Origin of the sequence: Posidoniimonas corsicana (genome assembly GCF_007859765.1) — a bacterium.
GTDB classification, from domain to species: domain Bacteria; phylum Planctomycetota; class Planctomycetia; order Pirellulales; family Lacipirellulaceae; genus Posidoniimonas; species Posidoniimonas corsicana.
This window is the reverse complement of record NZ_SIHJ01000002.1, coordinates 493446-517650: the sequence shown is the minus strand read 5'-3', so window position 1 is coordinate 517650 and position 24205 is coordinate 493446. Positions and strand designations below refer to the sequence as shown.

General features: G+C 67.8%; 23 protein-coding genes. 15 read left to right on the top strand and 8 right to left on the bottom strand.

Going from position 1 to position 24205, the window contains the following annotated elements:
* Positions 1 to 151 precede the first annotated feature (151 nt).
* Positions 152 to 451, top strand: a complete 300-nt coding sequence (locus tag KOR34_RS18130; protein ID WP_146566794.1) for a hypothetical protein — start codon at positions 152 to 154, stop codon at positions 449 to 451.
* 10 nt (positions 452 to 461) lie between these two features.
* Here KOR34_RS18130 and KOR34_RS18125 read toward each other — a convergent pair whose 3' ends face one another.
* Positions 462 to 1046 (bottom strand): hypothetical protein, encoded by a 585-nt coding sequence (locus KOR34_RS18125; protein ID WP_146566792.1) that lies wholly within the window; start codon positions 1044 to 1046, stop codon positions 462 to 464.
* Between the two features lie 600 nt (positions 1047 to 1646).
* On the opposite strand from KOR34_RS18125, the gene KOR34_RS18120 reads away from it, so the two are divergent.
* Positions 1647 to 1982 (top strand): histidine triad nucleotide-binding protein, encoded by a 336-nt coding sequence (locus KOR34_RS18120; protein WP_146566790.1) that lies wholly within the window; start codon positions 1647 to 1649, stop codon positions 1980 to 1982.
* 38 nt (positions 1983 to 2020) lie between these two features.
* Here the strand turns inward: KOR34_RS18120 and KOR34_RS26810 are convergent, their stop codons facing one another.
* Positions 2021 to 2191: a hypothetical protein gene (locus KOR34_RS26810; RefSeq protein ID WP_197531555.1), complete on the bottom strand. Its 171-nt coding sequence runs from the start codon at positions 2189 to 2191 to the stop codon at positions 2021 to 2023.
* Between the two features lie 336 nt (positions 2192 to 2527).
* Here KOR34_RS26810 and pdxA point away from each other — a divergent pair, with 336 nt between their 5' ends.
* Positions 2528 to 3553, top strand: a complete 1026-nt coding sequence (gene pdxA / locus KOR34_RS18115) for a 4-hydroxythreonine-4-phosphate dehydrogenase PdxA (protein ID WP_146566788.1) — start codon at positions 2528 to 2530, stop codon at positions 3551 to 3553.
* Between the two features lie 99 nt (positions 3554 to 3652).
* The gene (locus tag KOR34_RS18110) at positions 3653 to 4300 is read left to right on the top strand and encodes a histidine phosphatase family protein (RefSeq protein WP_146566786.1); all 648 of its coding nucleotides are present in this window, start codon (positions 3653 to 3655) and stop codon (positions 4298 to 4300) included.
* Here the strand turns inward: KOR34_RS18110 and KOR34_RS18105 are convergent.
* Positions 4275 to 5324 carry a hypothetical protein gene (locus KOR34_RS18105; RefSeq protein WP_146566784.1) on the bottom strand — a complete coding sequence of 350 codons (1050 nt, stop codon included), beginning with the start codon at positions 5322 to 5324 and terminating at the stop codon, positions 4275 to 4277. The genes KOR34_RS18110 and KOR34_RS18105 overlap by 26 nt on opposite strands.
* Before the next feature lie 282 nt (positions 5325 to 5606).
* Between KOR34_RS18105 and KOR34_RS18100 the strand changes: the two genes are divergently transcribed.
* The 9 genes from KOR34_RS18100 (at position 5607) to KOR34_RS18065 (ending at position 15739) form a co-directional block, all read left to right on the top strand.
* Positions 5607 to 6893, top strand: coding sequence for a hypothetical protein (locus tag KOR34_RS18100; protein ID WP_146566782.1), 1287 nt, complete (start codon positions 5607 to 5609; stop codon positions 6891 to 6893).
* 290 nt (positions 6894 to 7183) lie between these two features.
* Entirely contained in the window at positions 7184 to 7756 is a 573-nt protein-coding gene (locus KOR34_RS18095) for a hypothetical protein (protein ID WP_146566780.1), read from the top strand.
* The gene (locus tag KOR34_RS18090; RefSeq protein WP_146566778.1) at positions 7753 to 8862 is read left to right on the top strand and encodes a DUF11 domain-containing protein; all 1110 of its coding nucleotides are present in this window, start codon (positions 7753 to 7755) and stop codon (positions 8860 to 8862) included. Before KOR34_RS18095 ends, KOR34_RS18090 begins: the two co-directional genes overlap by 4 nt.
* Positions 8863 to 9038: 176 nt before the next feature.
* A complete protein-coding gene (locus KOR34_RS18085; RefSeq protein WP_197531554.1) occupies positions 9039 to 10028 on the top strand; it encodes a DMT family transporter in 990 nt (329 codons plus the stop codon).
* Between the two features lie 82 nt (positions 10029 to 10110).
* Positions 10111 to 11220 (top strand): pyridoxal phosphate-dependent aminotransferase, encoded by a 1110-nt coding sequence (locus KOR34_RS18080; RefSeq protein ID WP_146566774.1) that lies wholly within the window; start codon positions 10111 to 10113, stop codon positions 11218 to 11220.
* A gap of 214 nt (positions 11221 to 11434) precedes the next feature.
* Positions 11435 to 12574, top strand: coding sequence for an endo-1,4-beta-xylanase (locus KOR34_RS18075; RefSeq protein ID WP_146566772.1), 1140 nt, complete (start codon positions 11435 to 11437; stop codon positions 12572 to 12574).
* Between the two features lie 144 nt (positions 12575 to 12718).
* Positions 12719 to 13147: a DUF7919 family protein gene (locus KOR34_RS27635; protein WP_449301098.1), complete on the top strand. Its 429-nt coding sequence runs from the start codon at positions 12719 to 12721 to the stop codon at positions 13145 to 13147.
* A gap of 45 nt (positions 13148 to 13192) precedes the next feature.
* A complete protein-coding gene (locus KOR34_RS18070; RefSeq protein ID WP_146566770.1) occupies positions 13193 to 13906 on the top strand; it encodes a hypothetical protein in 714 nt (237 codons plus the stop codon).
* Positions 13907 to 14212: 306 nt separating this feature from the next.
* Positions 14213 to 15739 carry an arylsulfatase gene (locus KOR34_RS18065; RefSeq protein WP_197531553.1) on the top strand — a complete coding sequence of 509 codons (1527 nt, stop codon included), beginning with the start codon at positions 14213 to 14215 and terminating at the stop codon, positions 15737 to 15739.
* A 62-nt stretch (positions 15740 to 15801) separates the two neighbouring features.
* Here KOR34_RS18065 and KOR34_RS18060 read toward each other — a convergent pair whose 3' ends face one another.
* Both KOR34_RS18060 and KOR34_RS18055 read right to left on the bottom strand, forming a co-directional pair.
* Complete coding sequence (locus tag KOR34_RS18060) at positions 15802 to 16944, bottom strand: YceI family protein (RefSeq protein ID WP_146566768.1); 1143 nt, start codon at positions 16942 to 16944, stop codon at positions 15802 to 15804.
* A gap of 239 nt (positions 16945 to 17183) precedes the next feature.
* Complete coding sequence (locus KOR34_RS18055) at positions 17184 to 18896, bottom strand: amidase (RefSeq protein ID WP_197531552.1); 1713 nt, start codon at positions 18894 to 18896, stop codon at positions 17184 to 17186.
* Positions 18897 to 19099: 203 nt separating this feature from the next.
* Between KOR34_RS18055 and KOR34_RS18050 the strand changes: the two genes are divergently transcribed.
* Positions 19100 to 20233: a sialidase family protein gene (locus tag KOR34_RS18050; protein WP_197531551.1), complete on the top strand. Its 1134-nt coding sequence runs from the start codon at positions 19100 to 19102 to the stop codon at positions 20231 to 20233.
* A 95-nt stretch (positions 20234 to 20328) separates the two neighbouring features.
* Positions 20329 to 20907 carry a DUF998 domain-containing protein gene (locus tag KOR34_RS18045; protein WP_146566763.1) on the top strand — a complete coding sequence of 193 codons (579 nt, stop codon included), beginning with the start codon at positions 20329 to 20331 and terminating at the stop codon, positions 20905 to 20907.
* Positions 20908 to 20913: 6 nt separating this feature from the next.
* Here KOR34_RS18045 and KOR34_RS18040 read toward each other — a convergent pair whose 3' ends face one another.
* The 3 genes from KOR34_RS18040 to KOR34_RS18030 form a co-directional block, all read right to left on the bottom strand.
* The gene (locus KOR34_RS18040; RefSeq protein WP_146566761.1) at positions 20914 to 21108 is read right to left on the bottom strand and encodes a hypothetical protein; all 195 of its coding nucleotides are present in this window, start codon (positions 21106 to 21108) and stop codon (positions 20914 to 20916) included.
* Positions 21109 to 21357: 249 nt separating this feature from the next.
* Positions 21358 to 23748 carry a M56 family metallopeptidase gene (locus KOR34_RS18035; RefSeq protein ID WP_146566759.1) on the bottom strand — a complete coding sequence of 797 codons (2391 nt, stop codon included), beginning with the start codon at positions 23746 to 23748 and terminating at the stop codon, positions 21358 to 21360.
* The gene (locus KOR34_RS18030) at positions 23745 to 24158 is read right to left on the bottom strand and encodes a BlaI/MecI/CopY family transcriptional regulator (RefSeq protein WP_146566757.1); all 414 of its coding nucleotides are present in this window, start codon (positions 24156 to 24158) and stop codon (positions 23745 to 23747) included. Before KOR34_RS18030 ends, KOR34_RS18035 begins: the two co-directional genes overlap by 4 nt.
* Positions 24159 to 24205: the final 47 nt, after the last annotated feature.

The window sequence follows — 24205 nt, the reverse complement described above, 5'->3', positions numbered from 1 at the left end:
CGTTTCGGATCGGATGTGGGGTTTGCCGCGCCTGCCGCGGTTGCGACCGCCGAACGTCCCGGCGCTCGATTGCTAGCTGCCGGCGGGTCGATAGCTTGTGATGCCCCCTCGCGGCGGGCGCCTCCCTTCCTGTTTCCCGAGCTAACGACCGATGCCAGAGCAAACGATCCGGATTGTTACCCGCGGCGCCAACGGCGAGATCCGCAGCAAGGACTACTCCCACACCGACGCGGTGCTGAAGATGCACGCGCAGATCGGCGTGGACGACTGCAGCACCGACCTGGCGCTACGCGGCCTGCCGGTGTTCCGCGGCCTGATCGGCCCGATGCCGGACGGCAAGGGCGTGGTGCGGTACGAGTCGCCCGAGGTGTTCGAGACCCTCACCAAGGAGTGGGGCGCGCCGGCGCCGAAGCGGTCGCGCCGCCGCCGCACCTCCCGCCCCGCCACCTAGCTCGACGCGGCTAACGGTAACGCGACCCGCCGCCCCACGAGTTCGGTTGGTCCAGCCGTTGGCCGCCGATCTGACCGCCCGTTGGGCGCGTGGCGACCTGCACCTGGGGCTGCGTTGGCGTCGGGTTCAGCGCCGGCGCGGGGCCGACCGGCACGCGCGACACGATGGTGTCGTTGACGGTCTTGTAGGTGGCCACCGGCACCTGGGTGGTCCGCGTCTCCGGCACCCAGTTGGTGGTGCTCACCGGCACGTGCACGGTCGCGGGGCGGTGCTCCCAGCGGGTCACAGGCTCGATGGCGTGCGTCCAGTAGGGCTCGCGGAACGGGTTCCACCAGCCGCGTTGCCGCGACACCCAGCGGTGCTCGGTGACCGGCACTAATTGCGTCTGCTGGTAGGTCTGGTACTTGGTTGTGACCTGCGGCTTGTAGACGGTTTCTTCGCGGGTCTGGATCTCGGTTGCCATCACCGTCTTGGGCACCGAGGTGCGGGTGACGTTGTACAGCACCCCGTCGGCGCCGCGTTCCTGGGTGGTTTGGCCGAAGGCCGACGCCCCTGCGGGCAGAATCAGCGCGGCACAGCACAGAACAGCTCTCATGGCTCGAAGACCCTCCATGGTGTCCGAGTAGGGGGATGGACGTTCGTGTGACAAGCTCTCGGTCGCCGACGCGCGCACCACGAGCGGCTGACCCCGCCGGCAGACGCGTCTGGCCGGCGTGATCGAACGAGTGGTGGTTGGCGTCTAAAGTGTGGCGGCGTCCTCCAGATTCCCTTGCAACCGGTTATCGGCGACTCGCGTGGCCGGCAGACAGGCAATCTGTTGGTCGAAATTCGCCCAGGCGGCAACCCGTCCGGCAGCTGTCACCGGCGCCACGACCGCGGCGGGGTTTTGTCCCCTTCTGAAGCATCGATCCTTAGGGACAAAAGTCGGCCGGCGCCCCGGGCGCCGATGCGCGATTGGGACTGTATTTGTAGGGGCAGCCGATTCTGCGCCACCGGCGGCGGCGAGAGTTTTGTCCACTCGCGGGGTCAAAAGGGGACAAAACTCACCAGCGCTAGCATCGGTCGGGACTGCCGTTGGGAGCCCGCAGCTATAGACTATTGGAACCGTCGGCGCGGCCGGTTTCTACTTAAAACTCGGCGCCGGCATGCGTTTCACCGGATCCTCGTTGACCTTCCTTGCGGACGTCCCACCGACATGACCATCTTCGACAAGATCATCAGCAAAGAGATCCCCGCCGACATCCTGCACGAGGACGACCACTGCCTGGCGTTCCGCGACATCTCCCCGCAGGCGCCGACCCACTTCCTGGTGATCCCCAAGAAGCCGATCCAGAGCGTCGACCAGCTAGTAGACGACGACGCCGCCTTGATCGGCCGGATGTGGCTGGTCATCCGAGACCTGGCGCGCAAGCAGGGGCTAGCGGACGGCTACCGGGTGGTGGTGAACACCGGCGCCGACGGGGGCCAGTCGGTCGATCACCTGCACTACCACGTGCTGGGCGGGCGGGCGCTGACGTGGCCGCCGGGCTAACGCGAGAGAGGTCCGCTCAGGCGGGGCTCGAGGGCCTGCTAGCGGATATCGCGGAAGGCGTTGAAGCTCAGGTACCCCAGGATCAGCGAGCAGACCAGCATCCCGATGTCCATGGTCCCGCTGGCGGTCTGGAACGGCACGCCGATCACCAGGTCGAGGCCAAAGACCAGCGCGAACAGGCCAGCGACGACCATCCCTATAATCGTCATCACTTTGGCCATTCCGCTGTCCCGAGGAGATTGTAAGTCGTTGTTGCTCTGTCGTCGGGGCCGGGTCTCGTGAGCCGCGGCTCGGCTGGGGCCCCTCTAGCTTGGGCAACCCAATCACTCCAGTATAATTGCCCAGATTAACGTGTCACAGGTCCCCGAGGCCCTGTGGGCAAGAACTCATCGGTCTGGTCAGACCGGTTATTCCTGCAGCGCGTGTTGGCCGCCGGGCGGAGCGGGGCTGGCCGCCTCGCTGAGGCGCGGCGGCGGGGCTAGAATCGGCCTCTCTTCCAGGTTTTTCCCGTTTTCACACCGCCCTTGATCCCTGTGTCGGCTGTCATGCCCCCAATCTCCAACCCGCGGCCCCGGCTCCTAATCACGATGGGCGACCCCAGCGGGGTCGGGCCGGAGGTGGCGGCCGGGGCGTGGGCCGACCCGCGGCTGCACGCCGCCTGCCGGCCGGTGGTGATTGGGCGTCAGGAAGAGTTCGAGCGGGGGCTCGGGCTGCGGAAGGTCGCGGCGGAGGTCGTCCCGGTAGACGCCTGTGGCGAGGAGGTGTTCGACGCCGCCTCGCCGGAGCGCATGCCGTGCCTGGTGGTGGGCGGGCCCACGACCCCGCCGGGACAGGCCGCCTACCTGGCGATCGAGCAGGCCGCGCGGCTGGCCCTGGACGGGCGGATCGACGCTATGGTGACCGGCCCCATCAGCAAGGCGGCGTTGCAGGCGGCCGGCCACGACTACCCCGGCCACACCGAACTGCTGGCCGACCTGTGCGGCGTGGACGACTTCGCGATGATGCTGTACCTGCCGCCCCGCGTGGTGCCCCACACCGAACACGGCCTGGCGGTGGTGCACGTCACGCTGCACACCTCGCTGCGGAGCGTGTTCGACCAGCTGTCGGTCGAGGCGATAGCCGCCAAGTGCCGATTGGCCGATCGCGCGATGCGGGCGTTTGGCTGCAGCCGGCCGCGGATCGGCGTGGCGGCGCTCAACCCGCACGGCGGCGAGCAGGGGCTGTTCGGGGACGAGGAGTCGACCACCATCACCCCGGCGGTCGAGCTCGCCCAGCGCGAGGGGATCCACGCCAGCGGCCCGCACCCCACCGACACGCTGATGGTCCGCGCCCGGGACGGCGAGTTCGACGCGGTGGTGGCGATGTACCACGACCAGGGGCACATCGCGCTGAAGCTGCTCGGCATGCACCAGGCGGTCAACGTCACCCTCGGCCTGCCGATCATCCGCACCAGCGTCGCGCACGGCACGGCGCCCGACATCGCGTGGCAGGGCATCGCGGAAACGTCCGGCCTGCTGGCCGCCGCGGAGACCGCCGCCGACCTGGCGCGGCAGCGGAGCGGCAACGCGTGACACCGGCGCCCCGCCGCAATCCCACCCCCGGCGGTCTGGGCCAGGCAGCCAACGCCGCACGCGCCAACCACCACCCACAAGCCACCAACCACAACTGCCATGCCCTCCGTTATTGAGTTCCCCGCCGCCGACACCACGCTGGTCTACCTGATCCGCCACGGCGCCACGCCGCACAACATGATGACGCCGCCACGGCTGCAGGGGTCGGGCATCAACGAGTCGCTCACCGAACGCGGACGCGAGCAGGCCGGCCGCGCGGCCGACGCGTTGGCCAGCCGGCCCCTCGCGGCGGTCTACACCAGCCCGCTCAAGCGGGCCCACGAGACCGCCCAGATCATCGCTGGTCCGCACGGGCAGGACGCGCTGGTCGAGCCGGCGTTCCAGGAGATCAACGTCGGGCGGTGGGAGAACCGGACGTGGGCGGAGATCCAGGCCGAGGACGCGGACGCCTACGCGCTCTACCGGCAGAACCCCTACGTGCACGGCTACCCCGGCGGGGAGACCGGCCAGGGGCTGCTGGACCGCGTGACCGCTGGTCTGGAAGCGATTGTCGCCAGGCACGCGGGCAAGGAAGTCGCGGTCGTGGCCCACAGCGTGGTGAACCGGCTGTACGTGGGCACGACCCTCGGCATCCCGCCCGAGCAGTCCCACTGGACGCCGACCTCCAACTGCGGCATCAGCACGGTGCGTTACAAAGAGGGCAGGGCGAAGGTGCTGACGGTCAACGCGACCGCGCACCTGATGTAGCGCCGCCCGCCTGCGCCACCGCCACCTCCCGGCGCCGCCGCAGCATCTCCAACCGCTCGGTTGTGCGGTCCATCCAGTCGACGCCTTCGGGCAGTGTGTAGGCGAACGCCTCAGCTGGGATCGAAACGTCATACCGTGGCTGGACAAGGTCGAGCCGCAGCAGCGGCCGCCCGCTCTCGCCGTACCGCTTGTCGGCGGTCAGGCCCGCGGCGCTCAGTGGGTCGTCTGCGCCCCGGTACTCTACGCGGTAGGGGAACAGGTCCGAGGCGCCGATCGCCACCAGCACGTGGTGCGGGAGCCGGGAGGGGAGGCCCGTGTCCGCCGTGTCGGAGTCCTGCAGCAGGGTCTCCCGCTGGTCCTCGCGCCAGAAGCCGACCATCGCGTAGACCGGAGTCTTGCGGAGCAGCATCTGACGCGGCCGCTCGAAGCGGAAGTTGGCGTCGAGCGACTCCAGCAGCATCGGCAGGCCGCCCAGGCTGGCCCATAAGCCGGCGTCCAGGTTGTCGGCCGAGGCCTCGCCCGGACGGACCTGGTCGGACTGCGGGTCGCTAAGGTCCTTGCGCAGGCGGCGGAGGTCGACCCGCCAGATCTGCCGCAGCTGTACGTCGCTGGCTTCGCCCCAGCGGAGGTCGGTCCACAGGAACTTGCCGTTGGAAACCTGCAGCAGCCGCACCGGGTCGTCGGTGACCAGGCCCTGCAGCTTCAGCTGGAACTGTCGATCGCGCCCCTGGCCGAGCTGCCAGTAGTCGCCGGTGGACTCGACCGTGCGGCCCTCGATCACGCCGGTCTGCGAGGCCTTCGCCACCACCGACTCGCGGCGCTCGAGCGCGGCCAGCGCCTGCTGCAGGTACGCGTTCCCCTCGACGCCGGCCGGGCCGTTGGCCAGGGCGGGCGCCGTGGGCAGCGGCTTGGACTCACGGTCGCCAGACAGCAGCGCGTGCGCGACCGGGCCCGCGTAGTAGACCGCGAACCCCATCCCGACCAGCAGCAGGCCGTTTGTTAATTTGCGCAGGGTGCTCTTCATGTGACGGTTTTAGCGGTTTTGCCAAAGAATCGTCTTCTGCGGGGCCGACTCTTATCCCAGCAGGGAGGTCTCGTCTGTAGGACGCGATGGCCCTGCGCCGCGGACGCTCTTAGCGACGCGGATCGTAGCGGGCTTCTGCCGGCCGAGTCCACCGCATTTCGTGGTGCTGGCGCCGAGCAGAGCCTACCTAACGACGCAGTACATAGGGACTTCGGGCCTGACGCCCGACCGGCCGCTGGGCCTTTGCCCAGGGCTCAAGCCCATTTCGAGGGGGGGAATCCGATGCGCGTATCGACCTTGTTATTCAGCACGCTGGCAGCGGCCGGCCTGGCCGCGACGGGCTGCACCTGCGGCCCCGGCGGCTGCACCCAACCCGCCTACAACGCCCCTCCGGCGCAGCAGATGATGCACCCGGGCCCGGGCGTCGGAGGCCCCGGACCGGGCGTGCTGCCCGTCGGCGGCCAGATGACCATGGGCGGCGCCGGCATGGGGCCGACCTTCGGCCCCGGCGGCAACTCTGCTAGCGGCATCGAGCAGTGCCAGTATTGTCCCGATGGCGGCGCCGGCGCTGGCGGCGGGATGGGCATGATGGGCGCGGCGTCGCAGATCGCGTTCGTTGGCGAAGACGGCCTGCAGGTCTCTTGGGACGTCAGTGGCAGCGGCTTGTTCGACTCGTCGCCGCTGGTGGTGCCGGGCCGTCAGGACTTCCGCCAGGGCGCCATCTATCGCCTGAAGCTGACCAACATCCCGGGCCGCGAGGCGATCTCGCTGTACCCGACGCTGGAGGTGGCCCCGGTCACCCCGCGCACCGACGCCTACCTGGCCCACGCGCCGATCCCGGTGCAGTTCACCGAGGAAGACTTCGACCAGGTGATCAGCGGCAACTTTGTCACCAAGGTGATCTACCTGCCGGACCCCGAGTTCCAAGAGCTCGCGTTGGCCGGCGTGGAGACCCTGGTTAGCACGCGGCTGGACCCGGGCTGCGACCCGGTGGCCGAGGCCGACCGCCGCGGTTCGATCCTGGCGATCGTGCGGATTGGTAACAAGGACCTGGAGAACGCCAACCGCTACATGGGCGGCGTGACCCCGGCCGACTACGCGGGCTGCGAGCCGGGCGCCGCTGGCGCCGCCGGGGCTGGTGGTCCGATGCCGATGGGCATGCCGACCGCCGGCATGGCCCCGGCGCCGATGCCGCCGCACATGATGAACGCCATGGCCGGTCAGTACGGCATGCCGATCACCGGCACGCCGATCGGCATCCCCGGTCCTCCGCACATCCCACTGGGTGTGCCGGCCGGCCTGCGGAAGCACACCGTCACCAACCGCACCCGGGTGCACCTGCCGCCGCCGACGCACGAGTTCAACATCAGCGTCAAGCAGCGTCCCGGCATCAACTACCCGGCGCCGGTCAACTGCATGACCGTCGACGAGACCAACCGCGCCCCGCTGAAGTGCATCGGCGGCACGGTGCCTTGCCCGATCACGCAGATGAGCTGCTCGGGCGAGGACGACTGCCAGTGCGAGGGCTGCCTCGGCTACTGCGAGGACGGCGGTTGCTACACGGAGTAAACCTACCGGCCGCCGGGCGCCCGACCGCGGGCGCCCGGTGGTCTTTGAGTTGAAGCCTACACACTCTGCGAACTCTTCGAACCTATCCCATGACAACGGTCCGCCACCTCAGTCCTGCCCCCAAGCCGGGGAAGTTTGCCGCGGGCAATTTGGCGATGGCCGCGCTGGTCCTGCTGATGTCGGGAACGCCTCTCCTGGCTCAGCGACCAGACAGCCCTAGGCACTGGCTTCACGCCGGTGTCATGCCTCCGGGAGCGATTGGCGCCCAGCGGCTCCTGAGGGGCGGACCGTTGTTAGGGTATGTTCAGCCGGTCAAGGTCTTCGGCTCCGAGGGTCTGACCATCACCGCCGCCTCGGACCAGGGCTACGCCCAGAGCCACGAGGGCGCCCTGCTGGCCGGCCTGCAGGTGGGCGGGGTCTACGCGTTCTCGGTGACAAACCTGCCCAACCAGCCGGAGGCCCAGGTGTACGCCACGGTCGAGCTGATCGACCGCCTGCACCCGCCCTGCGGCAAGGAGCTGCGGTTCCCGGTGCCGGTCGAGCTGACCGACGAGGACCTGCGGCTGGCGGCCAACTCGTCGTTCGTGACGCGGGTCGTCTACGTCGAGGACCCCCGCATGGCGCTGCCCATCGCGGAGAAGGACTTCTCCGCCAACGGCAAGGGCCAGCAGTGGTTCGAGGCCGCCCCGGGCGACGACCCGCTGGTCACCGCCGACGTGCTGGGCCGCCCGATCGCCATTGTGCGGATCGGCAGCCGCATGCCGCCGCTGCCACAGCTGCCGATGCAGTTCTACGAGCACCACCAGACGCCCACCCAGGACGCCGACGTCGTCCAGACCTCGGCGACCGAGGAGGCCCGATGAGCACGCTCCTTCCCATGTGGTTCCGCGGTCTGCTGATCGCCATCGCGACGGTCATCATGTGCTCGTGCAGCGCGCCGGCCCAGTCGCAGGAGATCCAGCCGCAGCAGTGCTGCCCCGAGCACCAGGCGCCGTCCGGCTGCGACGCGTGCCGCGACGGCACGTGCGTGCCCCAGGGCGGCTGCCAGGCGTGCGGCATCCCCGGCCCGTGTGACGAGTACCTGTGCGACGGCGGCGACTACTACTCACCGGTGGGCGTCCGTTCCAATTGGAAGATCGACGGCCTGGAGCAGGAGGACACGGTCGCCCACTACGACACGCTCGGCGGCTGCGTGCTGGTCGAGCCGAGCAACCGCGTCTGCATCTACGCGCCCCGCTTCGGCGCGGTGCGGCGGGTCGTGACGCTGGTCGAGAAGCAGCAACGCAACTTTGTCGGAGTGGTGGAAGAAGACGCCTCGCTCGCGCTGGCCGCGGAGAACGAGAAGGCCACCACCACGCTGCAGAACCTGCAGCCGGTCGCCAGGATCGGCGACCTCCCGCCCAGCCTGCTCAAGGAACGCCAGCAGGCCGGCGAGATGGAGGCCCGCGTCGTCGTCCGCGAGCTGACCAACATGATCAAGCCGTACTGCGACTTCCAGGTGGTCCGCCTGGGCGTGATGGACAACGCCGAGAAGCCCTGGCTCGCCAAGAACGCGCTCGCCGCGTACACCTGGACCGGCGACCAGGAAGTGCAGGTGGTGATCGAGAAGAAGGCCACGTCCGTGCTGGCCAGCAGCCTGCAGCCCGGCGTGGTGTTCAACATCCCCGGCGGCAAGCCCTGCCTGCGGCTGATCAAGCTCGCCTCGGCCCGCGACGCGCTGCCCGGCGAGGAGATCGAGTTCACGCTCCGGTTCGACAACATCGGCACGGAGGAGATCGGCAACGTCACGATTGTCGACAACCTGGCCACCCGCCTGGAGTACGTTCCAGAGTCGGCCGAGTCGAGCATTGACGCAGACTTCTCCACCGAGGAGAACAGCGGCGGGTCGCTGATCCTGCGGTGGGAGATCAAGGAGCCCCTCGAGCCCAAGCAGGGCGGGGTTCTGCAATTCAAGGTGCGGGTCCGCTAGCGGGGCGAACCCGGGGCCGGCGGCGCGGGTCCGTCGTGCGGCCGGCGCTGCCGCGTGCTATGGGTCCATCTGCTATGGGCCCGCTTAGTACGGGCATGTGCAGACCGGCCGGCTAGGTTGCCCCTGGCGCGCCCGGTACAATGGGGGCGCCCGCCTCCCACCCCCCCGCCGCCCGCATGCCCTACGTCTTCTTCGGCATCATCTGCCTGGTCTTCGGCTCGAACTTCTACCTGATGAGCCTCGCGTCGTCGTACTACGGCCCGCTGGCCGTGGGCGCCGGCCGCCTGCTGGGCGGCGCCGCAATGCTGGTGCTCCTGTGGGGGCTGTCGGCCCGCCGCGAGTCGCTCACCAGGCGCCAGTTCGTGGCCGCCTCGCTGATCGGGTTTGTCGGGCACTCGTACCCGTACGCCATGCAGCCGGCGCTGATCGCCAACGGGCTGGAGCACAGCTTCATCGCGACGATGGTCTCGTTCACGCCGATGTCCATCATGCTGCTGTCGGTCCCCGTGCTCGGCGTGTGGCCCACCACGCGGCAGGTGGTCGGCGTGGTCGGCGGGCTGGCGTTCTTGTCGCTGCTGATGGTCGACGGCAGCTTCCGCGGCTATTCGCTCGGCGTGTTGTCGCTCGCCATCTCCGTGCCGCTCAGTTACGGGCTGGCCAACGCCTACCTCCGCAAGACGCTGCACGACGCGCCGCCGCTGGCGGTGACGCTGGTCATGCTCGGCTCGTCCGGGCTGCTGCTTGCGCCGCTGGCGGCGGCCGCGCCGCTGCTGCAGCCGCTGGGCCTCGCCCCGCCGTCGGGCGAGGGCGCCGCGGGCGTCGCCACGGCGGCCATGCTGATGCTCGGGCCGATCGGCACCGGGCTGATGATGTGGCTGTGGGTCCGCCTGGTCGCGACCCAGGGCCCGCTGTTCGCGGGCATGGTGACCTACGTGGTGCCGGTCGTGGCGATGATGTGGGGGCTGTTCGACGGCGAACGCGTCACGACCAACCAATTGGTGGCCATCGCCGGCGTGCTCGGCATGGTGGCCCTCGTGCAGTACGGCGCCGCGTCGAAACCGTCGGGCGAACCCGCGCCGGGGACGCCATCCGACCCCGAGCCAACCCCCGAGTGCCCGCACCCGCCCTGCGACCGGGAGCTTGCGTGCGCCGGCGCGTCGCGGTAGGAAGGGGCGTTCCCACCCCTGGCGGGTGGGCCGGCTGTTCTCGCGGCCTGTTCCAACTTCCAACCGCCAATTTCCAACCGCCATGCACCCCTGGCTCGCCCAACGCACCGAACTGTTCGACAGCTCCGGCATCCGCAAGGTGTTCGACCTCGCCGCGAAGCTCGAGAACCCGATCAACCTGTCGATCGGCCAGCCCGACTTCCCGGCGCCGCAGGAGGTCAAGCAGGCGGCCATCGACGCCATCAACGCCGACAAGAACGGCTACAGCCTGACCCAGGGCATCCCGCCACTCCGCGAGGCGCTCGAGCAGCAGGTTCGCGAGGACCTCGGCCAGCCGGACCGCAGGCTGATCGTCACCTCCGGCACCAGCGGCGCGCTGGCGTTGGCGCTGCTCGCCATGGTAGACCCCGGCGACGAGGTGATCGGCTTCGACCCGTACTTCGTCATGTACCCCGCGCTGACCGGCATGGCGGGCGGCGTGTTCGTGCCGATCGACACGTACCCCGACTTCCGCCTCGACCTGGCCAAGGTCGAGGCCGCCATCACCGACCGCACCAAGCTGATCCTGCTCAACTCGCCCAGCAACCCATCCGGTGTGGTGGCGACCGAGGACGAGGTCCGCGGCCTGGCCGAGCTGGCCGCCAAGCATAACGTCGCGCTGCTGTCCGACGAGATCTACCGCCCGTTCTGCTACGACGCGCCGCTCGCAAGCCCCGCCCGCTTCAACGACCAGACGCTGGTAGTCGACGCGTTCAGCAAGTCGCACGCGCTGACCGGCTGGCGGGTCGGCTGGGCGCACGGCCCGGCCGAGGTCATCGAGAAGATGACCATGCTGCAGCAGTACACGTTTGTCTGCGCCCCGCACCCGCTGCAGTGGGGCGCGCTGGCCGCGATGGACGTCAGCATCCAGCCCTACGCCGACAAGTACCGCGAGCGCCGCGACCACCTGGTCGCCGGCCTCCGCGACGCCGGCTACACGGTCCCCCAGCCCGGCGGGGCGTTCTACGCGTTCCCCAAGGTCCCCGCCAAGTACGCCAGCGCCACGGAGTTCGTCGCCCAGGCGATCGAGCGCGAGCTGCTGATCATCCCGGGCAATATCTTTAGCGCCCACGACTCGCACTTCCGCATCAGCTACGCCGCCGGCATGGAAACCATCGACCGCGGCCTGGAAGTGCTCCGCGAGCTGGCATAAGGCGGCTGGAGTCCACGCTTCAGCGTGCGCGTAAAAGTGAACGGTAGGGCGGCAGGCTGTAGCCTGAGCTCCAGCGGGCCCCGTCTTCGTGCCTTAGTGCCTTCGTGGTTCTCCCCCAGAGCCCACCTGAAACAGCGCCGGGTTTCGACTACAATAGGGCGATCCTGGCAATCTGGTGCTTCCCGTTCCTACCCCGTTTCGATTCAGGCCTACCATGCCCGCACCCCGTTGCCACGCCCGGCGCTTTGGCGCCGCGGCCCTCCTTGTCGTGTTGTCGCTGTCCACGCTCGCCCCCTCCGCGCCCGCCGGTGAGCGCTGGACCAAGGAGCAAGCCAACGCCTGGTACGCCAAGACCGGCTGGCTGGTCGGCTGCAACTTCAACCCCAGCACGGCCATGAACCAGCTGGAGATGTGGCAGGCCGACACCTTTGACCCCGAGACCATCAACCGCGAACTCGGCTGGGCCGAAGGCCTCGGCTTCAACTCGGTGCGCGTCTACCTGCACGACCTCTGCTGGAAGGAAGGCAGCGAAGCGTTCTGCCAGCGCATTGAGAGGTTCCTCAAGATCGCCGACAGCCACGGCATCGGCGTGATGTTCGTGCCGCTGGACGGCGTCTGGGACCCGTTCCCCAAGGCCGGCCCCCAACGCGACCCCAAGCCGCACACGCACAACTCTGGCTGGGTGCAGAGCCCCGGCGCCGAGATCCTCCGCGACCCCGCCCGGCACGACGAATTGAAGCCCTACATCCAGGGCCTGCTCACCCGCTTCAAGGACGACAAACGCATCCACGCGTGGGACCTGTTCAACGAGCCGGACAACCCCAACGTCAGCGCCTACGGCACGGTCGAGCTGCCCAACAAGGCCGAGATGGCCATGCTGCTGCTCGAGAAGGCCTTCGCCTGGGCCCGCGAGGTGAACCCCAGCCAGCCGCTCACCTCCGCCATGTGGTACGACGACTGGTCCGACCACGACGCCATGAAGCCGATGGACCGCTTCATGACCGAGCAGTCGGACATCATCACCTTCCACTGCTACGACCCGGCCGACGTGTTCGCCGCCAAGGTCGAGCAGCTAGAGCGGTACGGACGCCCCGTGCTGTGCACCGAGTACATGGCCCGCCCCCGCGGCAGCACCTTCGAGGCCATCCTGCCGATCTGCAAAGAGCACAAGGTCGGCGCGTACAACTGGGGATTCGTCGACGGCCGCAGCCAGACCATCTACCCGTGGGACAGCTGGAACCGCCCCTACACGGCCGAGCCCGAGCTCTGGTTCCACGATATCTTCCGCCCCGACGGCACGCCCTACCTGCCGGCCGAGGTGAAGCTGATCAAGCAGATGACGGGCGGGGAGTAGCGGTTGGTGGGTGGCAGCCTAGGTGTTGAGACGCAGGGGAAGCCGAGTACCCCAGTTGGCAACGCAACGGCTTGATCTGGAGAGCCTACTGAGCTTACAAATCCACCCGCCCTGCGAACTCACCATACAGAAAGAGTGGTGTGGATGGCCGCTGTAGTGGACTTAGAGCCTTGCTCATGCCTACCCGTGGGAGGCGTGCACATTCTAGCGGTAGGCTGGCTGGGAGCTTCCTCGCCGATTCCTACGGGCCCGACGCCTAAAGACGTGTATCAACGGCTGAAGGAGTTCTTGGTCAATCCATGGCAGCCGTTTGTCTCCATGGGCGTCCATGAGTGCGAGTTGTGCCAATTCGAAGGGGAAGCCGTGGGGAACGCGAACCTCTTCATACCGTACGACCAACGGATCTACGTCTGTCCGGCAATGATTTCACACTACATTAACGCCCACCGCTACCAGCCGCCGAGCGTGTTCATGGAGGCAGTGCGGGCGTGCCCTCCAATGCATTCGATGGAGTACAAAAAGCTGCTGGTGCAATGCAACGGGCGGATACTCTGGCAGGATGGCACCAGCTAGTTGAACAGGGGCGATGCGTACCTGACGAAGCCCTCCGCCCCTCCCATGACCACAAACCCCTACCAGTCCCCCCAGCACGACTGCTCGCGTGGCGCCTTGCCGGCGGCGGCCGGGCGGTACGCCGGCGGGTGGGGCTCGGGCGTGGTCGACCGCGACCAGCGGGACAAACTCTCGCGGGACCTCCGCCGGCTGGTCACGGGGCGGATGACCAACGACGACTTCGACGACCTCTACTTCGACGCCTACGAAGACTCGCCCGACGACGCGGTCCGCGAGATCGCCAGGTTCGGCTGGGGCCTGTACAGCAGCGACGTGTTGATGCCCTACCGGCTAAAGGGCCGCCACCGCGTCAACGGCGATGAAAAGCAGGCGGCCGCCCGGTGCGTGCTGTTCTTGCGGACCGACCGCCCCTACCAGTGGCCGCCCCCGCCGAGCGAACCCGCCCGCCGCGCCGCCTGGGCGTTGGCGCTCAACCTCGGCCTGCCGGGATCAATCGCGATGCTCGTTATCTGCCTGCCGCTGCTGCTGTTCGGCAATGACTGGCTGTTCGCCTCGGTGCTGGTCGTCCCCAGCGCAGCGGTGCTGGTGCTGAGCCTGTGGGTGCTGATCTACCAGTCCCGCGTCGAGTCACCCGCCTTGCAAGCCTGGAGACTCGCCGGCGACTGGCACGCCTGGCCGTTCCTAAGAGAGGAGGACCTAGCGGCCGAACGAATCGGCGCGACCATCGCAGATCAAACACGAGCGGCCGGTAGCGACTAAGCGGACTTCAGGAGTTTGGTCCGAGAGGATTGCTTCTCACACAGGGTCTTCCGCTTGCTGCTCTCATAGCAGAGCGAGGGAGCCCGCGAGCCTGATGTGGGCGCCCGAAGTCACTGTTTGCGGTATCGGTATTCAGCCCTGCATCGAGCGGGCAGGGCGGTTTCGGCAGGCAAGAGATTTCTGGGATCTTGCAGGTGCTCAGGACACCCCACGCCGCGGATTTAGCCTACAATACGGGTCTCATCTCCGGGCGGTTCGCCCGACGCGCGGCTTCCTCGACGACACATCTCAGAGAGCACCTGTCCCGTGAATACAGCCAGCCGATTTGCGTTTACCGTACTTACCTGCATCGTGGCCTGCGGTGGCGCCGGCGCCGCCGACAAGCCGAACATCGTTTTCATCATGGCGGACGACGTTGGGTGGTCGAATCCCAGTTGTTACCACCACGGGGTGATGAGCAGCCGCACCCCGAACATCGATCGTATTGCCAAGGAAGGGATGCGTTTGACGGACTACTACGCCCAGCCAAGCTGCACGGCGGGGCGTTCTGCGTTCTTGACCGGGCAGTTCCCAGCCCGCAACGGCCTGCACACGGTGGGCCTGCCGGGCGATCCCGCGCGGCTGAGCGACGACGACCCCACGGTCGCGGCGCTGCTTAAGAAGCTCGGGTACGCGACCGGGCAGTTTGGCAAGAACCATCTGGGGGACACCGACGCGGCGCTGCCGACCATGCATGGCTTCGACGAGTACTGGGGCTGGCTGTACCACCTGAACGCGATGGAGTACACGGCCGACTACGACTTCCCAACCGGCCCTGAGGGGGAGGCCTTCGCGCCGCGGAACGTGGTTGACTGCGTGGCCACCGAGGGCGGTGGGCAGGAGGTCAAGGACGACGGCCCCTGCCCGCCGGAGCGGATGAAGACGCTCGACGACGAGGTTACCCGTCGCACCCTCGATTTCATCGAGCGGCAAGCGGACGCGGACAAGCCGTTCTTCTGCTGGATGTGCCCCGCGCGGGCGCACATCTACACCCACCTTTCCGAGGAGTACGAGAAGCTCCTTGGCAAAGACGGGATGGGCCTGCAAGAAGTGGTGATGAAGGAGCTGGACGACAACGTCGGCAAGGTGCTCGGCAAGCTTGACGAGCTCGGGATAGCCGACAACACGATCGTCGTGTTCACGTCCGACAACGGGCCGGAGATCATGACCTGGCCCGACGGCGGCATGACCCCGTTCCACGGCGAGAAGGGCACCACCTGGGAGGGCGGTTTCCGCGTCCCGATGGTGGTCCGCTGGCCCGGCCATGTGCCCGCCGGCGCGGTGAACAACGAGCTGTTCGCCGGCCTCGACTTCTTGCCGACGCTTGTCGCGGCCGCGGGAGGGCCAGACGACCTCCCGGCCAGGCTCCTCGACGGCTACGGGGGTTACAAGGTGCATCTGGACGGCTACAACCAGCTAGACCTGCTCACGGGCAAGGGGCCGTCCAAACGCCACGAGATCATCTACTACGAGGGGTCGACCCTCCAGGCGGTCCGCTACAACGACTGGAAGGCCCACTTCATCGTGCAGAACGAGGGCTGGTTCGGCCCGAAGGAGAAGCTGGGGGCGCCGCTGCTGTTCAACCTCCGCCGTGACCCGTTCGAGAAGGCGGCCGAGGAGTCGGGCAACTACATGGAGTTCCTCGGCAAGAATATGTGGGCGTTCGGCCCGGCGAAGCGGATCGTGCAGCAGCACCTGGCGACCTTCCAGGACTTCCCTTCGCGCAGGGAGTCGGCCAACTCCAATGCGTCAGAGATTGGCGAGCGGGCCAGTGAAGACGAGCTGGGGCAGTAGCGCGGAACCAGGTCTGCCTACACTTCGGCTGCGCAGGTCGCCCAGCGCATGGTGTACGGCCGCTACTGCAGCACCGCGTCAACGGCTTGCGGCAGCTTGTCCGGGTCCTCGGCCACGTCCAGGTTGTTGAAGTTCGCCGTGACCGTGTAGTCCTTGTAGACCATCACCGTGTTCTCGACGGACGGGTCGATCTTGTACTTCTCGAGGTCCGCCTCGCGGGTCTTGGGCGCGAGGTAGCAGAGCGAGGTCAGCCGCAGCCGCGAGCCGTTCGCCATGCTGGTGACCATCACCGGCGGCGCGTCGAGCACCACGACAAACGCCTTCAGCTTGTCGTCGCTGTGCTTGGCGAGCAGCTGCTCCAGCTGCGTGAGCATCTGCTGGGTCTTGTCGCCAGACTTGGCGAACGCGACCACCGCGGGCGCCTTCATGTAGGTGCAGACCGGGCAGGCCTGCGTGCCCTTGTGGGGGCCGGACACGTGCACCGGCTCCCACGGCTCGACCTCGCCGCCGACCGGCAGACCAGAGACCGGCGCCGCCGATGTCTTGGACGAAGCGGCCTGCGCGGCGGTCGGCTTGCCGCCGCGCGTCGACGGCTGACCCACCACCACGCTCAGCTTGACCAGCCGCTCAACGCCGCCCTCGTGGCCGGCGATGCCGTGCGTGATGCGGTCGAAGTCAAACTCGCTGGTCAGCACCACGCCGCTCTTATCGACGGTGACCTTGGCGGGGAAGGTGAGCGGCTTGGTCGTGCCCATGAAGGTCAGCTTGCCGGAGATCTCGACCGTGCCCGCCTGCTTGCCGGGCTTGATCTGGGTGCTCTGGAAGCTGGCGGTGGGGTGCTCGGCGGTGTGGAAGAAGTCCGCCGCGTTGAGGTGGGTGGTGAGCTTGTCGAACTCGGTCCAGATGGAGGTGGTGTCGATCTTGACGGTCACCGACTTCAGCTTGCCGTCTTCCACGCCGAGCGAGCCTTCCCACTTCGCGAAGCCGCCCAGCCGCGGCTTGGGGTCGTCGCCCACGTGCAGGCCGATGAACTCGATCTGCGTGTTGGCGGGCGAGATCTTGGCGGCGCCGTCGGCGACCGGGACCGGCTTGATCTTCGCCTTGTCCTTGCTGAACTCCTGGGCGTGCGCCGACGGGGCGCCGCCGAGCAGCAGGGCAGCGGAGAGCACGGTCAGGGCGTAGCGGTAGAGGTTGGGGGCGTGCATCGTTGCCTTTCGAGGGACCGGTGGGAGGTGAGGGCAGGGCGGCCGCGTGGTTCCCAACGCGGCGCCCCGGCATTCTACCCAACCCGCGAGGCCCCCCAAGGTATCGCCGCATACAACCGCAGCCGTTTGCCCGCAGGCTGGCGGCAGGGCGTGCTGGTTGGACGCCAGCAGAGCAGGCGGCCGGCGCTTGCCTTGGTGGCGACACCGTACACGAGCAGCAGAGGCCACCCACGAGAGCGTCACTCGGGCGGGTCGGCAGGTGCTTGTTTGTCCTGCTCAGCGGCGGCCCGGCGCTCGGCTTCCTGCTGCTCGGCCAGGAACCGCTCGACGGGCGGGCGCTCCAGATGCCAGCCGGTCGCCTGCTGGTAGGCGTGCGCGACCGACAGCAGCTCGCTCTCGCCGAATAACCGGCCGGTGAATTTCAGGGCGCGGGGCGTGCGTCGCGCGCCGCGCTCGCGGAAGCCGCTGGGCACGCGCACGCTGGGGTGCCCGGTGAGGTTGGTGATGGCCAGGTCGTCGCCCTCCACGTACAGGTCGACCGTCTGCATCAGAATTTCCATCCGGTCGAGCAGCTTCGTCCGCAGGCGCGCCGCGCGGAGGTACTCGACCGCGGGCGTGAACTGGTGCCGCCGGAAAGTCGCTGGCCAGAGGTTCAGCCCCTCCTCAACGCCCGTGCGGGCGAACTCATCGAATGCCGCGGTGGCCTCGACGTTGAGCATCACGGTCATCGGCCAGACCGGCAGGTCGTCCGGCAGCGAGATCTCAACCAGCTGCACCCCCATGCGGCGGAGGACGTCCATCTCTGGGCGGTCGGCCCGCTCCTTGAAGTAGCCGACCCGCAGCGAGCGGAGGTCGCGCGTGGGCGGCCACGTGAACGGCTGATCCACCGCGGTGGGGTCGCGACGGTCGCTCCCGTGGATGGCGTTGAGCACCAACGCGGCGTCTTCCACCGAGCGGGTGATCGGCCCGATCTTGTCCATCGTCCAGGAAAGCGTCATGCAGCCGTCCCGGCTCACGCGGCCGAAGGTCGGCCGCAGCCCCGTGACGCCGCAGCGCTCGGCGGGCGACAGGATGCTGCCGAGCGTTTCGCTTCCCAACGCGAAGGGGACCAGGCCCGCGGCGACCGCGCTGGCGGAACCGGCAGACGATCCGCTGGAGCCCTGCTCGGGGTCCCACGGGTTGCGGGTGAACTGGTCGTACCAGTGGTCGCCCTGGGCGAGCGCGCCGAGCGTAAGCTTGGCCACCAGCACCGCGCCGGCGTCGTCCAGCCGGCGGGCGACGGTGGCCGTGTCGCGGAGCACGCGGTCCTTGAACATCGGCGCGCCCCAGGTCGTGGGGTGCCCGTCCACGGCGATCAGGTCCTTCGCGCCCCACGGCACGCCGTGCAGCGGCCCGCGGTAGCGCCCAGCGGCGATCTCGCGGTCGGCCTGATCGGCCTGGCGGAGGGCGAGCTCCTCGGTGATTGTCATCACGCAGCGGAGCAGCGGGTTGAAGCGTTTGAGCCGCGCGAGCGACAGCTTGGTCAGCTTGCGCGACGTCACGCGCCGCGTGCGGAGCAGCGCGGCGAGTTCGGTCACCGGGAGGAACGCCAGCTGCTCGTCGGTCAGAGGGAGCTCGGGCGGCGCCGCATCGGTGGGCTGCGCGTCACGCACGATCCGTGCGGCAGGTTTGAGGTACGGCGCCGGATTGAACTGCAGCGCGGGCGCCGTGGAGTAGTCGATGTCGACCTGGCGGAGGGCCTCGAAATCTCGGAGGCTACGCCGCAGAGACTCCGCGAGCTCTTCCCGCTGTTCATCGGTGTACTCGATGCCGGCGATCCACTCGGCCTGGCGGACCATCTCGGCGTTGACCGCGGCGCCGGACTCGAGCTGGGCCGCGAGCGCCCGCTGCATCACGGCGGGAATCGCGGCCGCGCCGGCAACCAGGCGCAGCAAACCACGGCGGTGCAGCATATGGGTACTCTCGGCAGATAGTTCGGGGGAGCGCCTGCGGGCTACCATTATGGCCACGCCGCCCGCCGCTAGTCCAATCGGCGGCCGGCGCCAATGGGTGGCTCGGCTTGTGATAGACTGCGGCAGGTTTGCCTGGCGTGCGGGCGGCCGGCCCCAATATGTTGACGGACGCTCACTCTAGTGAAAGTAGCGGAGTGGTGATGATGACCTGCGTGCGGAGAGCTCTGCTCGCCCTGTTGTGCTTTAATGTGCTGACTGCTGACGTCAGTAGGGCGCAGGACACGCGGCCGAGCGGTAGGCCGGATCTGCTCAGCTCGACCGACCTGTTCGTGTCCGGCGCCGGCGGCGTTCACACCTACCGGATCCCGGCGCTGATCACCGCGCCAAACGGTGACCTCCTCGCCTGCTGCGACGCCCGCCGGGCCAATCCCCACGACCTTATCGGCTCGCGGGACATCGACATCGTTCTGAGACGCAGCAAGGACAGCGGCGAGACGTGGACCGATATCGAAGTGGTCTGCGACTTCGGCGACGGCAGGCCCGCGTCGGACCCGTCGTTGATCGTCGACAGCACGACGGGCGTCGTGTTCTGCTTCTACAATGTCATGGATCAGGACCAGGCGCCCGGGGAGTTCAGGCTGTACGTGCAGCGCAGCGCAGACAGCGGAGCTAGCTGGCAGGCCCCCATTGATATCACCGATGACCTCACTCCGCCCGACTGGAAGAAGGACTTCAAGTTCATCACTTCGGGGCGCGGCATCCAGCGGAGCAACGGCGACCTGCTGCACACGCTGGTCAACCTGAAACGCGGAGTGCGGCTGTTCGGCAGTCGCGACCATGGCGAGACTTGGTTCCTCAACGACGCAGCCATCTCGCCCGGCGACGAGTCGAAGGTGGTCGAGTTGTCCGACGGCGCTCTGATGGTGAACTCGCGGGTCAACGGCAAGTCTGTGCGGTGGGTCCACCGCTCGCACGACAACGGGCGGACGTGGGCGTCGGCGGCGGATCCGCGGTTGGTGGACCCCGCGTGCAACGCCAGCCTCCTCCGCTACCGGTCCAGATCTGACGGGCGAAAGCCGGAGCGGCTACTATTCTGCAACGCGAACTCGCCGCGTGGCCGGAAGAACCTCACGCTGCGGATCAGCTACGACGATGGCCAGACCTGGAGCGACGGCAAGGTCATCGACCCCGGCCCTGCGGCGTACTCCAGCATGACCGTCTGCCCGGACGGCGGTATCGGCGTCCTCTACGAGCGCGGTGCCCAGGGCCTGCGGTTCGTCAGGCTCACGCTCTCGGAACTGACCGACAGGGCGGATAGACTAGACGACGATCGGTAGGGGGCTCAGGGCAGCAAGAGGCCTTTGATCTCGCCCTAACAGCGTTTGCGGCGCCAGCCCTTCTCTCTCCTCCACGCTCTGCTCACAGACAGCTAATGCGACTCACCTGCGCCGCGTCCGGTCTTGCTTCGGTTGTCGTCTTCGTGGCGGCGCTGCTGGTCATCGCTAGCCTGACGCCTGGGTTTGACGCCTGGCAGAGCTATGTCAGCGAGTTGGGCGCCGACGGCCAGCCTTACGCCGTATGCTGGAACGTTATTGGCTTCCTGGGCGTGGGGCTCGCGTTGACGATTTTCGGCTGGTGCTACGGCCGGCTGCTGGGCGACCGGTGGGTTTCGTCGCTGCTGGCGACGTTCGGCGTCGGTTTCGCGGTGGCGGCGTTGCCGATCGAGTCGACCGACTCGCAGACGCCGCTGACCAAGACGCACATCGTAGCGATCTGCCTGTCGCTGGCAGGGTGGTCGTTGGGGCTGGCTCGGATAGCGGGGAATCGGAGCCTCGACCACTTGACCCTCCGTCGCGCCAACCTGGCCGCAGTGCTGATGGTGGCGGCGATGCTGGGCGGCGCGGTTGGGGTGTGGTCGATGCCGGTGGCCCACCGGCTGGTGTTCGCGGTGGTGTTTGGCTGGGTGGCCGTCACTTCCATCGCCGTAGTGGCCGGCCGCGGCGCCATCTAGGCCCACTTAGGCGGTCTCAACATGGCATTGGCGGCACCAGATCGCGTTGGAAACGATGATCGCGCTCTTGGCGGTTTGGGTGAAGTACTTGGGCGCCGCGCCGCTGCGGTACTCACGCTGCGAGGCGCACTCGCCGCACACGGCGCGCCCGCAGAACTTGCATACCGCCTGGGCGTCGGTGTTGCAGATCGCACACTTCATGAACGTTGCTTTCCGGTTGGAGGCGCCGGGTTGTTCGCAACCCGGTGGGGACGCTCGCTTATTCGTTGCCCGCGCGTGCTTCTTGCCGCGGCCGTGGGAATATACGGCGCGAACCACAAGCAAGTCTCATGACACCCGGTTCGCCAACGTGAACGACGGGAAACTTCCGATCCGCACGCGCCAGGCCTGGCGCCGTGGACGTCTCGGCATGCGGTGTGCTGAGGATCGTCGCCATCGACCGGCGGCTCTCTACTCCCGCGTCACGAGCAGGTAGAGGTCATCAGCGTCGGACTCGGGCTCCTCCTGACGAAGACGCATCAAGCACGACTGACCCTCCGCGAGGGCGAACGCCGTGTCGAGCTGCTGCTTGCGCTCATCAATTTCCACAGTCGCGTGCGCCCGAAAGATCACCTGGGCGCCGCTGTGGCGGTTCTGTAGCTCCACGCTTATTTGCTTGATCGGCGCCTCGTCGGTTTGGATAGCGAATTGCCCCGTCTGACCATTGAGAGCCATGATTCGAGGCCGGGCGAGCACCTTTACCAGGCCGTTCTTAGTGAGCACATCGACAAGGCCCTCGACCAGCGTTGAGTCGCTGACGACCAGGTCGTCAGCCGCGAGCCCGCCCACCCCGCGGAGGTTCTTGTGAGGGTCGGTCACTACCCGGAGCTTGGCATTGATAACCCGGTTGTCGCCCTCAGTGGTCGGCGGGGCGGTGTCGTGGGTCGATGGGGGGAGCATGCGTGGCAAACGGGCGCCGTACGCCTCCGGCGCCCGCGCCGGTGGGGCGGCTTGCGGTTTAGCCGCCGGTGGCGATGGGTAGTCAATGAACAGCCGATCCCCAGGCCACAGCCGATAGTTAGTGGAGCTATCGCCTTGCTTGATCGCCTGGTAGTCCACCGGTTTAACGAGTCTTCTCTTCCCTTGATTGTCCGTGGCACGGTCGACCCAGATCTTGGCGTCCCGCCTGAGCCCGCCGATTGACGCGAGGGCGTCGAGCACGGTCTCGTTGCCCGTGACCGGCATCGCGGTAACGGTATCGCCGGACGGCGATTCGTTGATGATGAAATACTTCTTGCTATTGTAGGCAAAGACGTCCACCGCCACTTCGGGGGTGACCAGCAGCTCCGATAGCTTCTCCTCGATAGCCTTTTTGGCCTGTTCGATCGTCAGGCCGGTCACGTAGACCGATCCATACGCTCCCAGGTTGACCCGCCCGTCGGGGGCGACGAGGTGCTCGCCAACAATCTGCTGGGCGCCGGAGGAGAACCCAAGCGACACGCTGACCCGCGGGTCCTCAAACATCTCGCTCAGATGGTCGTGCACGGCTTCCTGGGCCTCCTCGATCCGCAGCCCGATCACCTTCACCTTGCCGTACGTGGGACCGAGGTCGACCGTGCCCTCGGGGCTGACGGCGAAGGCGTCGCCGATCGGCTCGTTCGCGTTGGTTACGCGGATCAGCAGGCCGTCGAACGGCTCGATCTTGTGGGGCGGTTTGGGGACGATCTTGAGGAGGTTGACCAGCAGCACGTCCGGCGGCTCGATAACATAGGGCTCGTCGAAGCTCCATTGTGGCTCGGGGGGATCGGCCGCGGGCGGCGCGGCGGCGGTCGGAGCAATCTGGGGTGGCTGCTCGACGGCGGCCACGCGTTCGATGCGGACGATCTGCATCAGGCCAACGATCGTCAGCAGCAACGGCAACATGATTGCTTTCATCTCGCTGGTTTCCTTCTTGGGGGATTGAAGCAGGCGTGTAACGCGCCGGGACAGCTCTCCGCCGGCTGCTCCGACGGCGCCGCCCGGGACCCGTGTGGCGAAGTCAGCGACCCGCAGCAGCGTCCCAGCGTAGTCGGTCGAGGGCTCGGCCTGCGCGCCGGCAACCCGGTCGTCGCAGGCCCACTCGCCGGCTTCGTCGAACCGCCGCACCGCGAGCCACACGAGCGGGTTGAACCATTGCGGCAACGCGAGGACCCGCACCGCCAGGTTCTTCCACAGGTCGCCACGCTCGCAGTGCGCCAGCTCGTGACGGAGTATGGAGACCCGGTCGGCCGACGTGAGCCGCGACCAAAGCTCTGTTGGCGCCAGCACCAGGTACTCCCAGGGCGCCCAGCAGACCAGCGGCCCCAGGTCATCGGTGGTGCGGAATTCGGCGGAGGCGGCGAGCGGGCTTGCGGCCCGCACCTCGCGCCACTCAGCCAGCCACTGCTGGTTGTCGGGCGACCCGCCCGGCTTGCCGTGCACAAACAGGCCGACGTAGCGGGCCAGGCCAATGGTCGCCAACGCCGCGACGCCCAAGGCCCAGGCAGCTAGGGCTGCTTTCATGGCGGCGCCGAACAGGTCAAAAGGCCGCGGCGAGGGCGTGGTCGGTCTCGTGGGGAAGTCGGGGATCGAGAGATCCGAGGCGACCGCTTCTACCGGCGCCAAGGGTGGCGGGGCGACTTGTGGCTTGTCGACCTCAACCCGCCACGTGAACGGCGCCAGCAGGCACCCCTGCGCCACGACCAGCGCCCACGCCAGCCGATGCAGCTTGGGGCTGCGGACCCGCAGCACGGCGAGCAGCATTATTGCCAAGACCGCGGACACGCTGGTGACGAGCGTCGCTCGGAGGATGCCACTGGCGAGCGTTTCCAGCAACGTGTTCATCGCTTGCCTCCCTTGGGTTTGGACTCGCGCGACCGCTGCTCGGCCTGTTCGATCAAGGCCTTTAGCTCCGCGATCTCGTCGGGAGAGATGTCGCGGCTGTTGATCAGGTGCGCCACCAACGGCGCCACCCGACCGCTGCTCACGCGCTCCACCAGCGTCTCTAGCTCACGCTCCCGCACCTCTTCGGGCGTGACCGCGGCAGAGTACTGGGCGGGGCGTTCAGCGGAACGCGACACCAAGCCTTTATCCACCAATCGGTTCAGACGCGTCTGCACCGTGGTGTAGCCGATCGGCTGCCCGAGCGCCTTTTGCGCCGCCTGGATCGTGACGGACGATTCACGCCAGAGCATCTCGAGGATCTGGATCTCCCCCTCCGGCAGGCGGGGAACCTTTCCGCGTCGTTTCGCCATCGCTGCGTCCTTGAGTGGTTGACGGCGTGCAGTATTACTACATGTGT